The following is a 14,031-nucleotide window of genomic DNA, read 5'->3' on the forward strand; positions in this document are numbered from 1 at the left end:
CGCTGCCTACGACCGATCCCGTTCAGGTGGTTGCCGCGGCCGTTCGGCGGGTGGCTTCGCCTGGCTCGTTCGCGATCGCTACTCCGCCGAACAGTGCGACTGCGTTGACGTTGAGGATGGGTGCTTCGGGCGGCAGGGGGTCGTCCTGAGTGGTCTTGTCCTCGACTCCCCCGAAGATCGGCGTACCGGACAAGGCGAGTCGCCAGCGCTTGGGGATCAGGACCTCGATACCGCCGAAGAGTGCGAAGCAGTCGACCGTCGCCTCGTCGTCGACCAGCGCCTCACGCAGGTCGAGAGTGACCGCACCGAAGACGGCCGTGGCATCGGCGGTCGTCAGCGGCTCGGACTGGAGCATCGTCTTCGTCTCGCCGAACATCGCGAACGAACGGGTGTCCCCGGCTCGACCGCCGTACTTGCGGTACAGGCCGAACCCCACGGCGACCCCGGCAACGACGCCGAGACCGAACAGCACTGGTCGTAGTCGTTTCATCGCGCGCTCCTTCACAGCCGTTCCGGGAACATCTCGATCGCGCCACTCGGGCACTCGGCGGCGCACAGGCCACAGCCCTTGCAGAAGTCGAGATCGATCTCGTACTTGCCCGCGCCGAGCTTGATCACCGCGTTGTCCGGGCAGACCCCGAAGCAGTTGTCGCACTCGAGGCAGTTGCCGCACGACATGCATCGTCGCGCCTCGAACAGCGCCGTCGACTCGTCCAGCCCACCTGTCACCTCGTCGAACGTGCTGATCCGCCGGGCCACATCGAGCCGTGGTCGCACGGTCGCCGGCGCATCCGCGTAGTACCAGGTGTTCAACCGGTCGTAGGTGGCCGGATCGTGCCGCGCGGGCCGCTCGTACGTCGTACCGCGCAGCCACGCGTCGATGTTTCTCGCCGCCTTCTTGCCGTGCCCGATCGCGACGGTGACGGTCCGCTCCGACGGCACCATGTCACCGCCGGCGAAGACGCCCGGGTGACCCGTCATCAGGTCCTGACCGACCTGTACGACGCCGTCGGCGATCGTCACGTCCGGCAGCTCGCCGACCAGGGCCAGATCCGACAGCTGACCGAGCGCGAGCACGACCGAGTCCGCGTCGAGGTCTTCGAACTCTCCGGTCGGCTGCGGGAAGCCCGTCTCGTCGAGACGCATCTTCTCGATCCTGATGCGCCCGGCTTCGGCGTACGTGATGGTGGAAAGCCACCGCATCCGGACGCCCTCCTCCAGGGCCTCCTCCACCTCGATGCCGTTGGCCGGCATCCGGTCCCGGGTACGGCGGTAGACCACGACGGCATCGGTCGCGCCCAGCCGCCGTGCGGTCCGGGCCACGTCCATCGCGGTGTTGCCGCCGCCGTACACGGCCACCCGGCGTCCGAGCAACGGCTGCTCGCCCTCCTCCAGCCCGGCCAGCAGAGACACCGCATCGAGGATCCGCGCGGAGTCCCCGGCGGGGATGTCGGCACGTCGGCCGATGTGCGCGCCGACGGCCAGGAACACGGCATCGAACTCACTCAGCGCCGTCCGCACATCCGTGACGGTGGTGCCGAGCTCGAGTCGCACGCCCAGGTCGACGATCCGCTGGATCTCCGCGTCCACGACATCGCGCGGCAGGCGGTACGACGGAATCCCGTAGCGCATCATTCCGCCGGCTTCGGTGCAGCTGTCCCGGATGGTGACCTGATGGCCGAGCCGCGTCAAGTGGTACGCCGCCGACAGCCCGGACGGACCGGCGCCGACGACCAGCACGTGTTTGCCGCTGGGCGACACGTCAACGGGCATCGTCCAGCCCTGCTTGATCGCCTCATCACCGAGGAATCGCTCGACCGAGTTGATACCGACGGCCTCGTCGAGCGTCGCCCGGTTGCACGCGGTCTCACAGGGCCGGTAGCAGACCCGGCCCATCACCGCGGGGAACGGGTTGTCGGCCATGATCTGCCGCCACGCCGCCTCGTACCCGGCTTCCTCCGCGTGATACAGCCACTGCTGGATGTTCTCGCCCGCCGGGCAGGCGTCATTGCACGGTGGCAGCCGGTCGATGTACGCGGGCCGTTCGGTCCGCCACGAGCCGGTCTTGTTCGCCAGGCTCGACCCGACGTCGAGCGTGATCGCGAACGGCAGCGATCTCGGTGTGTTTGCCTCTGGCATCTAACCCACCACCTCGGGATCGACCAGGCCGAAGGTCCGGACGTTGCGGTCCGCCTCCGCCTGGATCCGCGCGATGACGTCCTCGCGGGGCGTCTCGCCGAACAGGTGCGCATACCGTCCCTGTGGCTCGAGATAGTCGGCCACCGGACGGCGGGTGCGGATCTTGGACACGCCGACCACTTCCCCGTCCTCGGCCTCGAACACCGGGAAGATGCCGGTCTCGGTGGCCAGCCGGGCGATCCGGATGGTCTCGTCAGAGGCCGTCCGCCAGCCCAGCGGGCAGGGCACCAGCACATGCAGGTAGCGCGCGCCGTCGAACTCCATCGCGCGTTTGGCCTTGTACTCCAGGTCGCGCAGATCGGCCACGGTCGCCGTGGCGACGTACGGGATTCGATGGGCCATCGCGATCAGGGGCAGACTCTTGCCCTGGCCGAAGTTGTTGCCCGGCTCGGCGCCGACCGCCGGCGTTGTCGTCGTCGCCGCGGCATGCGGGGTGGCGCCGGAACGCTGCACGCCGGTGTTCATGTAGCCGCCGTTGTCGTAGCAGATGTAGAGCACGTCGTCGTTCCGCTCGAACATCCCTGACAAGCAGGCGAGACCGATGTCGACAGTGCCGCCGTCCCCACCCTGGCCGACGACCCGGACGCCGGTCCGGCCCTTCGCCTTCAGGGCCGCGGCAACGCCGGTGGCCACCGCCGGCGCGTTGCCGAACAGCGAGTGCAGCCAGGGAATCTGCCAGGAAGTCTCCGGGTACGGCGTGGAGAAGACCTCGAGGCACCCGGTCGCGTTGACGGCGACCATCTGGTTGCCCGTGGCACGCATCACCGCGTCGAGGGCGTATCGTGCCCCGAGCGCCTCGCCGCAGCCCTGGCAGGCGCGGTGACCGGAGTTCAGCGAGTTGGTACGGCGGGTGTCCGCCTGCACCGACCGCTGGTCCGGATCGAGCAGCCGGTTCCCGACCGCGAAGCTGCCGGTCTGGTAGAACCTGATCCGTTGCTGTCCCATGGCCGATGTCCTTTCAGCCGCTCCGGGCGGTGCCGAGGTCGCGCAGCAGGTTCTCGGCCGCTGGTCCGGACCGGCGCGTCGCCCTGTTCCGCTGCAGTTCGCGATCGACCAGCTCGCGGTTGAGGTCGAGGAAGGTCAGCGGCTCGAGTCGATCGGCGATCGCCTCGGCGAACAGCCCGCGCAGCGATGCCTTGGTGATCGGCCGTCCCCCGAGGCCCGCGATGACCGTGTAGCCGTGCAAATGGATGCCGGACAGCGCCATCCTGACGTTGGCCGTGACGATGCCGCCGACACCGACTGCGAGTGCACGCTCCAGTACGACGACGCGGTCCGCTCCGCAGAGCGCCGTACGGACTGCCTCCAGCGGGAACGGCCGGAACGAGGTCAGCCCGAGGACTCCGATCCTCACGCCCTCGTCGCGCAGCTCGTCGACGGTGTCCTTGATCGTGCCGAGGACAGAGCCGAGCGCAAGCACGATGGTCTCGGCATCCTCACAGCGATACGGCCGGACCAGACCACCTGAGTCGCGTCCGAACGTGGCCGCGAAGTCCGACGCGACCGCCGGAATGAGTTCCAGCGCCTGCATCTGTTTGTCGTGGGCCAGATACCTGACCTCGGTGAACGCATCCGGCCCCACCATCGCGCCGATCGACACCGGGTCGTCCGGATCCAGCACCTGCCGGGGCTCGTACGGCGGGAGGAAGCGATCCACCAGCTCCGCCGCCGGTACGTCGACCCGCTCGACGGCATGGGTCAACACGAACCCGTCCATGCACACCATCACCGGCAACGACAGCTCCTCGGCGATCCGGAAGGCCTGGATGTGCAGATCGAGCGCCTCCTGGTTCGTCTCGGCGTACAGCTGGATCCAGCCGGAGTCGCGCTGGGACATCGAGTCGCCCTGGTCGTTCCAGATGTTGATCGGCGCGCCGATCGCCCGGTTCGCCACCGTCATCACGATCGGCAGTCCGAGACCGGAGGCGTTGTACAGCGGCTCCGCCATGTACAGCAGGCCCTGGCTCGCGGTGGCCGTGTAGGCCCGGGCACCCGCGGCGGACGCACCGATCGCGACCGACATCGCGGCGAACTCCGACTCGACGTTCACGAACTCGCACGGCGTCAGCTCACCCGACTTCACCAAGGTGCTGAGGGCCTCGACGATGTGCGTCTGCGGCGAGATCGGGTAGGCACAGATCACCTCCGGACGGCACAGAGCAACCGCCTCCGCGACGCCGCGCGATCCCTCAATCTGTTTGAGCACGAGCAGGCTCCTCGATCTGTGAACGGACCAGCTCGTAGGCCGCTTCGGCCGCGGCGACGTTGCCGGCTGCGACGTGACCAGGGAATCGTTCCTCGATCGCCGCGACGACCGACGCGAGCCGGATCTGAGCGGTGAGCGCGGCGAAGGCGGCCAGCAGCACCGCACCCGGCAGCGGCTTGCGCAGGTGTTTCATCGCCAGCTCGGTCGCCGGTACGGTCATCACGCGGTGCCGGCCGAAACGCCGTACGAACGAATCCAGGCCGAGGTCGTCGAGACTTCGGGAAGTGTTGATCAGCAGGTAGCCGTCCGGCGCGAGTCCGTCGAACACGTCGACCTGATGCAACAACGTCGCGTCCTGGATGATCACGGCATCGGGACGGACGACCGGTTCATGCGTCCGGATCGGCCGGTCGTCGATCCGGCAGAAGCCGACCACCGGCGCACCGGTGCGCTCCGACCCGAACGTCGGGAAAGCCTGCGCATGCCGGCCCTCACTGAAGGCCGCCACCGACAGCAGTTCCGCAGTGGTCACCACGCCCTGACCACCGCGACCGTGTACTCGTACCTGGAACATCGCCTCACCTCACTGCGATCCTCACCTCCTCGACCTTCACCCCGGCAGGGACTTCCGAACGCAGTCGACGGGCCGAAGGACCCTCGCTCAGCCGACCCGGTCGCCGACCCGGTCTTCCTGGCGCGCCGCATCGCGGGGTTGGTTCGCGATGTCGACGCCACCGCAGACGGCGAGCCCGTTGACCTTCAGCACGGGCGCGTCGGGCGGCAGGTATCCGTTGGCCGTCGTCTTGTCCTCGAGTTCACCGAGAATCGGTGTACCGGTCACCGCCACCCGCCATCCGCGCGGTACCAGGATGTCGACTCCACCGAAGACCGCGATCGCGTCGACCGTCGCCTCCTTGTCGATGTGCGCCTCCCGCAGATCCAGCGTGACGCCGCCGAAGATGGCCGTCGCGTCCGTCTTCGTCAGGTGCTCGGAACGATTCTTGACCTTCGTGCCGGCGAACATCGCGAACGAACTGTCCGCACCGTGGCCGCGGCCGTAGGTCCGGCTGACTCCGAACAGCACGGCGAGGCCGAACACGATCAGCAGGGCCGGGCCGAACAGGTCCTCGTCGGTCCACGACTGCTGGTCCGCCAGCAGCACGAAGCCGAGCGCGACGATCACCAGCGGACCCAGGCTCACCCGCCGTCGGCCGAACATCGCCGCCACGCCGAGGCCGATCACCGCGATCGGCCACCAGTCGGCCACGCCGCCGGTCCCCGTACCGGTGGCCTCCAGAATCCCGATCACCCCGAGGGCGACCAGAACCACTCCGATCCACATCCGTACAGGTGTCATGACACACCCCTTCCACTCAACTCCACCCTCCCCGCGGGTCCCGCCTCCACGGCAGAGGCGATGGGCCCGTACCTGCCTGGCGAACGCCCTTCGCAGCCACGGTCAGCGCCTCGATGAACCCCGCCGGATCAGGACCTCCGGCCCTGGGTCGCGAGCGCCGCGCGACGGAGTCTGGTCGAGAGGAGTCGACACGGAGGTGACGCGACATGGAGCGAGTTGATACCCGTCCCAACATCCTCCGAGCGGGCCTGGTGTTCGCGGTCGGATGTCTCGTGCTCGGAGTCGGGGCCGGCCTCGGTCCGCCGTACCTGGCGAAGGCCGGCTTCCAGGTCGTCACCGTCATCGGACTCGCCGTCCTGGTCGCCGGTCTGGTGCTGCTGGCTCTCGGCGGGGTGAACCTGGTGCGCGGCGCCCGTAGTTGGCGCCGAGTCCTGGTGGTGCCCGCCCTTCTCGCCGTGGTCGCCACCGCGGCATTGACGATCGGCCCGGCGGTCGCGGCAACCAACGTGCCTCCGACAACGGTCGGCTCGACAACTCCGGCTGACCGCCGCCTGGCATTCGAAGAAGTCGCCTTCCTCACCACTGACGGGGTCGCCCTCGCCGGTTGGTACATCCCGTCCGGCAACCGCGCGGCCGTTGTCCTGCTGCATGGCGCGGGCTCGACTCGCTCGAGCGTCCTCGAACACGCTGTCGTGCTGGCGCGTCACGGGTACGGCGTACTGCTCTTCGACGCACGCGGTCATGGCCGAAGCGACGGCCGCGCGATGGACTTCGGTTGGTACGGCGACCAGGACGTCAGCGCGGCCGTGTCGTTCCTGCAGACGCGACCGGATGTCGACGACGAACTGATTGCGGCGGTCGGGCTGTCGATGGGCGGCGAGGAGGCGATCGGTGCCGCGGCAAGCGACCGAAGGATCCGTGCGGTCGTGGCCGAAGGCGCCACCAATCGGGTACCCGCCGACCGGGCGTGGCTGTCCGACGAGTTCGGCTGGCGCGGCGCCCTCCAGGAGGGCCTGGACTGGCTGACCTACGGCATCGCCGACCTCCTCACGGACACCGATCAACCGCTCGCGTTGCGTGATGCGGTGGCCGCCGGCGCCCCGCGAAAGGTGCTGCTCATCGCCGCCGGCAACCGTGCTGACGAAGGCAACGCGGGCCGCTACATCAAGTCCGCGTCACCCGGCACCGTCGACCTGTGGATCGTCCCCGGCACCGGCCACACCGACGCTCTCCGAACCCACCCACGCGAGTGGGAAGAACGGGTCACCACCTTCCTCACCACCGCATTCGACCTCGAAGGAAGCAAGGCCTCGCCATGACCACCACCAAGCAGTACGGCTACTGGCTCGCTGGAGCCATCGCCCTCGCCGGACTGGTGCTGGGTGTCACTCTCGGATTCACCTCATTCCGCGATGCGCAACGTCGTCTCGACTCGTTCGACGGGACCTCGATCCCGGGCACGATGTCGCTACGGATCGACCAGCCGACCAGCCGGGTCGTGTACTACGAGGGCGGAGACCGGACGGTCCGGTACGACGACCTCTCGATCACCGTGACAGACCCCGTGGGCTCCCCTGTCGACGTCACGCCGTACCAGGGCGAACTCGTCTACGAGAAGGTCGACCTCACCGAAGGCCGCGCCGTCGCCACGTTCGACGCGCCGAGCGCCGGCGTCTACGAGATCCAGGTCAGCGGCGTCAGCACCGGACGGCTCGTCGTCGGCGACAGCTACGCCCACCGGGCCCTGCCAGGTGTCCTGGCCGGTCTCGCCATCGCCATCCTGTCACTCGTCGCCGGCTTCATCCTGTGGCTCAGCGCCTTCACCCACCGAGCCGTCAGCACAACCACCTGAAGTCGGCGCCTATCGCGTCGTGGGTGGGGTTCGCCGGCCGTAGGTGAAGTAGGCGATCGGAACCGCGCCGACCGAGCTGATCAGCGTGAGGGCGGCCGCCCACGCCCACTTGGATCCTCTGACCTCAGCAGCCGGCCGGCGCGCCAGGTCGGCCAGGGCAGCGATCTTCAGTGCACCGTCAATCACACCACCCACCACGATGAGGCGGCGCCTGCGGGGACTGAGCTCGTCCCACTTCGTCCTGGCCACGTCTCAACAATGCGCCCGCCCGAACCCGGCGGCAAGGGGGCGAAGGGACTGCCGAGGCGGGGACTTCCTGCCCTGGCAGGGCCTGTTGCGTCCGGCAACACTGAGGGTGCGGGGTACTGCGACCGGATTCGGCCTGCTCGTGCAGCGACGTATCGCAGGACCCGGATCCGCATGCCCCGGTCAGTCCCGCGTCTGAAGGAGGCAGCGATGGACGACAGAGCAGTGATCGACCGGACGGGACCGCCCTTGTCCGAGGCCGAGTTGCGTGAGCAGGCGGTCGCCGAGTTGCGCAAGCGGCGCGAGCTCAGCGGTCACGTGCTGGCGTACGTGATGGTGAACGCCTTCCTGGTGGTCATCTGGTTCCTGACCGGAAGCGGCTTTTTCTGGCCGGCGTTCCCGATGTTCGGGTGGGGTATCGGCCTGATGTTCCACACCTGGGACGTGCTCTGGCCCGAGCCGAACGAAAAGGCGGTCAACGCCGCGATGGACCGCATCGCACACCGCAGGTAGCCACACCCAACGAAGGGCCGGTGACCAGCCGGCCCTTCGTGATTGATGACCTCAGTTCGTCTCGACGGCCATCTCGGTGAGTGCGCATTCGACCCACGTCGTACCAGGTGTCAGCAGCAGCGGCTTGCCGTCCGCGGTGGTGAACGTGAACGGCTCGTTGACGTCGCCCTTGCTCCACCGTCCGCTGATCACCTTGTCGCCGGTGAACACCTTGAGCGTCCCGGACGCATTGAACACGTCCAGGATCGTCATGGCCGGCTTCGCCTTGGCGAAGCTGGTGTCACGCGCGGCGGTCAGGACGATGACGTTGTCCGCGGCAACCTGGCCACCGTTCTCGATCAGATGCGGGGACCACTTCTCCGCCCGCAGCCACCGGCGGGTGCGCGCGTCGTACGTCCAGGTGGCTGTTGCGGATCCTCCGTACGCGACCGATACCGACCGCACGAGTTGTCCGCGGCGCTGTGCTGTCGACTGAGCGATGCCCGCCGCGTAGTCGAAGTACGGCGCGGGCGGTGCGGTGCGGTCGGTCAGGGCCAGCAACTTGGCAGGTCTGGCGAAGACGTGGTTCGGTGCTCGCCGGGTGTCGTCGAGCGCATACGTTCCGGCCGGCACCCGCAAGGACCCGAGATTCGCGAGGTCGGCGACCTTGTCCACATACTCGAGGACCCACTTGTCGGCCATCGTGTTGGCGATGATGCCCTTGGTCGGACCGATCAGGGCCGCATCCATCGGCCGCAGGGAGCGCACCGGACCGACCTGGGCCGGGAGCTTGGAGTGGAAGATCGCCGCGAGGCGAGTGGTCGCCCCAGTGATGGGTTCGACGAAGACGATGTCCGCGTCGCCGAGGCCGCGGTGCGGATGGGCGTTCGGCGTGTTGGAGATCTTCACCGTGATCGCCGGTCGATCCAGAGCATCCTTGACCGGGACACCGGTCAATGGCGCCCGGCCGTCCATGCTGACGGCACCGTCGCCGGGCACGGTCGGCCCAGCGGATGCCGCCGGCGGCGTACCGGACGGTTGCTCCGAGTCGCCGCCCCACAACGCGAAGGCCCCCACCAGGCCCAGCACGATCAGACCGACCAGGGTTGTGGCGAGCACGACGCGTCGACGAGTGGTCGACACCAGTTTGGCCGCCAACCGCCGGACGGCCCCCGGCTGTGTTTGCTGTATCACCGGACCATCACTTCCCTTCGGTCCAGAGATTCACGGCCTCGCCGGTCGGGCTCCGCGGGTGTCAGGTGGTGGGGGACGATCGCGACGGGGCCTGTCATTGCGGCCACGGTGCGACGGGTCACTGGATCGCAGACCGGCAGGAGTCCGGCGCGGGCGCCGAGTACGACGAGGCCGGCCTGGGCGCCTTCGTGGAGTAGCGCTTCCACTACCGGGCGGGCGGTCAGGTAGCGGGTCACCTTGACCTCGGGATACTCATCGGTCCAGCCGGCCAGGGTTTCGGCGACGAGCACATCCGCCCGCCGGACCCAGGATTGCTCGACGCCGTCCCGGTCGCTGTCGTGCCGGGGTGCGTGGGCAGCGTGCACCACGATCACACCGCCTTCGCGGTCCGCGGCGGTCCCGAAGGCGAATCCCACTGCCTCGGTCGAGAGCGATGTGCCATCGATTCCGACCGCGACTCTGCGATCGAGCTCGCTGGGCTTCCAGGTCAGAGGTACGACGATCACCGGGCAGTCGGCCCGGACGGCCAGGAAGATGTTGGCCTGTGCGGCGACAAGCCGATGCGGACCGCGGGTGCGCGTGCGCCCGACGACCACGACGCGGGCGTTGCGGGCAGCCTGCGACAGTACCTTCAACCGCGAGCCCACCGCAGAGACGGCCGTGAGTGGCAGCCCATACCCGTAGTTGTAACGGACGTGCGCGACCGCGATCCGCAGACTGGCATCGGCGAGCTCTGCGGGAGGTTTCGGCTGATCGCCGGGTGTCGTCGGGTTCTTCGAACTGTGGCCTGGATACGGTGCGGCCAGCACCAGCTCCGTGCCAGACCGGATCGCCTCCAACGCCGCGTAGTCCACGACGCGCAGTCCCTCCGCGCTACCGTCAACCTCTACGACGACCGGTCCGGTCCTTGTCCAGGTACGCATGTCAAGCCTCCAGCACTGTCACGGGCCTTGCGGAATCGTCGTCCCGCAAGGCCCGTCTGTGTGTCACGCGTGGAACCGGCACCCGGTTCCTTCGCGTCCGGATCACCGCAGCCAGGGGTAGCGCTGTACGATCGACAGCCGCGACCACTGCCGGCCGAAGCCCCACACGTTGCCAGCGGCAACCAGAGCGAGAACGACCAGGGAGATCGCGCCGAGGATGTGGTCGTCCAGCACCGGGTTGTTCTCCGGCGGCAGGGCGGCGGTCCACATCAGGACGTACAGCAAGGCACCCGTGGCGGCCGCGATCCGCATCCCGATGCCCAGCGTCAGCGCCAGGCCGATACCGGCCAGACCGACCATGAACAGCGGCGTCACCCACCAGTCACCGACCAGCGACTGGTAGAAGTCCGCGAACGGGCCACTGGTCCCCTTGCCCAGGAATCCGGCCGTCGGGTCGCCGCCGTCGATCCAGCCCTTGCCGGACGGGGTGGCGTAACCGAAGCCGAACAGCTTGTCCACGAACGCCCACAGGAACGTGAGTCCGAAGGCGATCCGCAGTACAGCCAGCGCACGGCCGGCCGCCACGGAGATGAAGGGGCGCCGATCGCCATCGGGCTCCATCACGGGTACCGCGAGGTTCCGCCGGTGCGGGGTGGTCGTCATGATCTTGTCCTTTCCTCTTACTGGTTGACTCGATCGTCCGGCACCACGAGTCCTCCGGGCAGAGGCCGTGGTCACCGCCGGAGGTGCCGAAGGACCTCTCCGGTCGGGACCGATGCCCGCCGCCGGCGCGTCCTGAATCTGCGGAGCTGCTTGTGCGAGGCGTCCACGACCAGCAGGAGTACGGCGGCCCCGACCGCCCACAACCAGCCCGACAGAGAAGGCCAACTGCCGCCGAGGAGGTGCGACAGCTGCGGGACGCCGAGGAACACACCGAGTAGGGCGAACTCCACTGCGACCGCGACGAGAAGAGCCCGATTCCCACCCGGTGCGAGCTTCGTGACCGGCCGGGTCTCGCTTCGGCAGGCGAAGGCGTTGGCCATCTGGGCGACCGCGATCACGGCGAACGCCGTACCGGAGGCAGCCGCGAGGGCAGTCGTAGACGGCGTGTCGCCGTACCGCCAGCCTGCGCCCAGCAGGACGGCGACGAACGCCGTCATGGACAGCAGTGCCTCGGTGGCCCCGAGGACCGCGAACGCGCGGAACAGGAGCACCCGGTCGACGATCCGCCGGTACCGGGCCGGCCCTTCCAGCGCGTGCCGGCCCGGTTTCTCGATGCCGAGGGCAACCGCCGGCAGCATGTCGGTGCCGATGTCGAGTGCGAGCACCTGCAGGACCCCGATGGCCAGCGGGATCGAACTGCCGGTCAGGGCCCACACCGCGAAGGGCGCCAGCTCGGCCACGTTGTCGGTCAGGTGGTAGGTGAGGAAGCGCCGGACGTTGGAGAAGGTCGCGCGGCCGAGCCGGATCGCGGTCACGATGCTCGCGAAGTGGTCGTCCAGCAGCACCAGATCCGCCGCCGCCCGCGCGACGTCACTGCCGGAGGCACCCATCGCGACGCCGACGTCCGCCTCGCGCAGCGCCGGGGCGTCGTTGACGCCGTCGCCGGTCATCGCCACCACATGGCCGCGAGCACGCAGGGCGCGGGCGATCCGCAGTTTGTCGGCCGGGGTGACCCTGGCAACCACGACACCATCCGGCCGATCCAGCAGGGCTCCCAGCTCTTCGTCCCCGGCCGGCAGGTCGGAACCGCTGATAACGAGGCCGTCCGGCGACAGCAGCCCGACCTCACGAGCGATCACGGTGGCAGTGGCGGCATGATCTCCGGTGACCATCGCGATCCGCACACCCGCCGATCGGCAGGCCCCCAGCGCGGGCCGTACGTCGGTGCGGGGCGGATCCTCCAGACCGACCACCGCAAGAAGCTCCAACCGGTCGGCGGCAAGATCGAGCACTCCGTCATGGACCAAGGGTTCGTCCGCGCGCGCGATCGCCAGCACGCGCCTGCCGCGCCCGGCAAGCTCGTCGACCGCCGCAAGGGCGTCGGCACCGTCAGGGCGGCAGTACGGCAGCAGAGCATCCGGCGCCCCGATCACAAACGTTCCAGCCGGTACGACGGCCGCACTGTAACGGGTCTCGCTACGGAAGCTGACCCTCCCGGTCACCTCGGACGGGTCGACCGGGCTCGCCCCTAGCCGTCGCGCCAGCACGTCAAGGGCGACTTCCATCGGATCGCCCTCAGCCACCCAGCGATCGCCCTTGCGGACCGCACGGCCGCGGACACACGTCACCGCGCCGGCCGCCGCCTCCACCGCGAGCGCCACCGCCGACGCCGGCCCGCGGCCGCTCCCGTCCGGGTTGTATCCGTCGCCGGCGACGATCACCGTTCCCGCCCTGGTCCAGACCTCCTGCACTGACATCTGATTCATCGTCAGAGTTCCGGTCTTGTCCGTGCAGACGAAGGTCGTCGCGCCAAGGGTCTCGACAGCGTCCAACCGACGTACCAGCGCGTTGCCGTGGGCCATCCGTTGCGCGCCACGGGCCAGCGAGAGAGTCACCGTCGGCAACAGCCCCTCCGGCACCAGTGCGACCATCACTCCGACGCCGAAGAGCAGGGCCTTGGTCGTTCCGAGGCCGAGCATCATCGAGACGCCGGCCAGCGAAACGCCGACCGCTACCGCAATGATCGCGATCACCCGGACCAGGCGATGCAGCTCGACGGTCAGCGGGCTGTCAGGTCGGTCAGCGCTCTCCGTCAGGGCCTGAATACCGGCCAGCCGCGTACCGCCCCCGACAGCCGTGACCGTCGCCTCAGCCTCGCCCTGGACCACGAAGGTGCCGGCCGACAGCGCCGCGCCAGGCCGTGGGCGGACCGGGATGCTCTCGCCGGTGAGCATCGACTCGTCAACGGCCAAGCCGTGCCCGAGCTGCAGCGTCAGGTCGGCGCTGATCTTGTCACCCGCGGCAAGGATTACCAGGTCGCCGCGCACCAGTTCAGCTGCATCCACGCTGATGAGCTGCCCGTCCCGGACCACCCGCGCGCGGGCAGGTAGCAAGTCACGCAGCCGCTGTGCGGCCCTGTCGGCGCGATACTCCTGGGCGAAGGCGAACACGCCGTTCACGATGATGATCACGACGATCGCCAGCGCCAGTGGGGCCAGCCCGGCCAGCAACGCCAGCACTGCGGCGGCCCACAGCATCAAGGCGAACAGATGAGTCAACTGAGCCAGCAGGAGTCGCCAGGGCGGTGTCTGCCGGACGGCCGGCAACACGTTACGTCCGTCTGCCACGAGGCGCCGGGCTGCCTCGGCCGAGGTGAGCCCGCGGGACATCGGGCCAAGCACGGTGGAAGCCGGCCCGCTCCCGCTGGAAGGCATCTGTCGGTCGATTCTCATCTCTCGAGCCTCGCGAATCACCTCATGGCTCAGTAGGGCCAAATGGCCTTCCGACAGACCCCGACCGACTCCAGGACGCTACTTACGGGGCCCTGGTTCGGGGACTTTTGGCCCTGGTTGCGCCGGCAACGCGGGTCGCACTGTTGAAGCACATGTGACGAGACCCG

At 68.8% G+C, this 14,031-nt stretch carries 14 protein-coding genes; 3 read left to right on the forward strand and 11 right to left on the reverse strand.

Annotated features, from left to right (window positions below):
• Window positions 1-22: 22 nt before the first annotated feature.
• The 6 genes from V9K99_RS16310 to V9K99_RS16335 all read right to left on the reverse strand — a co-directional run bounded on the left by V9K99_RS16310 (window position 23) and on the right by V9K99_RS16335 (window position 5,762).
• Complete coding sequence (locus V9K99_RS16310; protein ID WP_337000145.1) at window positions 23-490, reverse strand: LiaF domain-containing protein; 468 nt, start codon at window positions 488-490, stop codon at window positions 23-25.
• Between the two features lie 11 nt (window positions 491-501).
• On the reverse strand, window positions 502-2,139 hold the full coding sequence (locus V9K99_RS16315; RefSeq protein WP_337000144.1) for an NAD(P)-binding protein: 1,638 nt from the start codon (window positions 2,137-2,139) through the stop codon (window positions 502-504).
• Window positions 2,140-3,144 (reverse strand): thiamine pyrophosphate-dependent enzyme, encoded by a 1,005-nt coding sequence (locus V9K99_RS16320; protein ID WP_337000143.1) that lies wholly within the window; start codon window positions 3,142-3,144, stop codon window positions 2,140-2,142.
• A 13-nt stretch (window positions 3,145-3,157) separates the two neighbouring features.
• Entirely contained in the window at window positions 3,158-4,405 is a 1,248-nt protein-coding gene (porA, locus tag V9K99_RS16325; protein WP_337000142.1) for a pyruvate ferredoxin oxidoreductase, read from the reverse strand.
• The gene (locus V9K99_RS16330; RefSeq protein ID WP_337000141.1) at window positions 4,389-4,979 is read right to left on the reverse strand and encodes a 2-oxoacid:acceptor oxidoreductase family protein; all 591 of its coding nucleotides are present in this window, start codon (window positions 4,977-4,979) and stop codon (window positions 4,389-4,391) included. The genes porA and V9K99_RS16330 overlap by 17 nt, the downstream gene beginning before the upstream one ends.
• 87 nt (window positions 4,980-5,066) lie before the next feature.
• A complete protein-coding gene (locus tag V9K99_RS16335; RefSeq protein WP_337000140.1) occupies window positions 5,067-5,762 on the reverse strand; it encodes a LiaF transmembrane domain-containing protein in 696 nt (231 codons plus the stop codon).
• 206 nt (window positions 5,763-5,968) lie between these two features.
• Between V9K99_RS16335 and V9K99_RS16340 the strand changes: the two genes are divergently transcribed.
• Entirely contained in the window at window positions 5,969-7,081 is a 1,113-nt protein-coding gene (locus V9K99_RS16340; RefSeq protein ID WP_337000139.1) for an alpha/beta hydrolase, read from the forward strand.
• Window positions 7,078-7,614 carry a hypothetical protein gene (locus V9K99_RS16345; protein WP_337000138.1) on the forward strand — a complete coding sequence of 179 codons (537 nt, stop codon included), beginning with the start codon at window positions 7,078-7,080 and terminating at the stop codon, window positions 7,612-7,614. Before V9K99_RS16340 ends, V9K99_RS16345 begins: the two co-directional genes overlap by 4 nt.
• Window positions 7,615-7,623: 9 nt before the next feature.
• On the opposite strand, the gene V9K99_RS16350 is transcribed toward V9K99_RS16345, so the two are convergent.
• Window positions 7,624-7,863 (reverse strand): hypothetical protein, encoded by a 240-nt coding sequence (locus V9K99_RS16350; RefSeq protein ID WP_337000137.1) that lies wholly within the window; start codon window positions 7,861-7,863, stop codon window positions 7,624-7,626.
• A gap of 207 nt (window positions 7,864-8,070) precedes the next feature.
• On the opposite strand from V9K99_RS16350, the gene V9K99_RS16355 reads away from it, so the two are divergent.
• Window positions 8,071-8,373, forward strand: a complete 303-nt coding sequence (locus V9K99_RS16355; protein ID WP_337000136.1) for a 2TM domain-containing protein — start codon at window positions 8,071-8,073, stop codon at window positions 8,371-8,373.
• Between the two features lie 51 nt (window positions 8,374-8,424).
• On the opposite strand, the gene V9K99_RS16360 is transcribed toward V9K99_RS16355, so the two are convergent.
• The 4 genes from V9K99_RS16360 to V9K99_RS16375 all read right to left on the reverse strand — a co-directional run bounded on the left by V9K99_RS16360 (window position 8,425) and on the right by V9K99_RS16375 (window position 13,864).
• A complete protein-coding gene (locus tag V9K99_RS16360; RefSeq protein WP_337000135.1) occupies window positions 8,425-9,546 on the reverse strand; it encodes a DUF3048 domain-containing protein in 1,122 nt (373 codons plus the stop codon).
• Window positions 9,543-10,469, reverse strand: coding sequence for a universal stress protein (locus V9K99_RS16365; RefSeq protein ID WP_337000134.1), 927 nt, complete (start codon window positions 10,467-10,469; stop codon window positions 9,543-9,545). Before V9K99_RS16365 ends, V9K99_RS16360 begins: the two co-directional genes overlap by 4 nt.
• Window positions 10,470-10,571: 102 nt before the next feature.
• Window positions 10,572-11,132 (reverse strand): hypothetical protein, encoded by a 561-nt coding sequence (locus V9K99_RS16370; RefSeq protein WP_337000133.1) that lies wholly within the window; start codon window positions 11,130-11,132, stop codon window positions 10,572-10,574.
• 71 nt (window positions 11,133-11,203) lie between these two features.
• Window positions 11,204-13,864: a cation-translocating P-type ATPase gene (locus V9K99_RS16375; protein WP_337000132.1), complete on the reverse strand. Its 2,661-nt coding sequence runs from the start codon at window positions 13,862-13,864 to the stop codon at window positions 11,204-11,206.
• Between the last annotated feature and the right edge of the window lie 167 nt (window positions 13,865-14,031).

The sequence above is a fragment of the Kribbella sp. CCNWLW201 genome (assembly GCF_037203805.1).
Taxonomy (GTDB): Bacteria; Actinomycetota; Actinomycetes; order Propionibacteriales; family Kribbellaceae; genus Kribbella.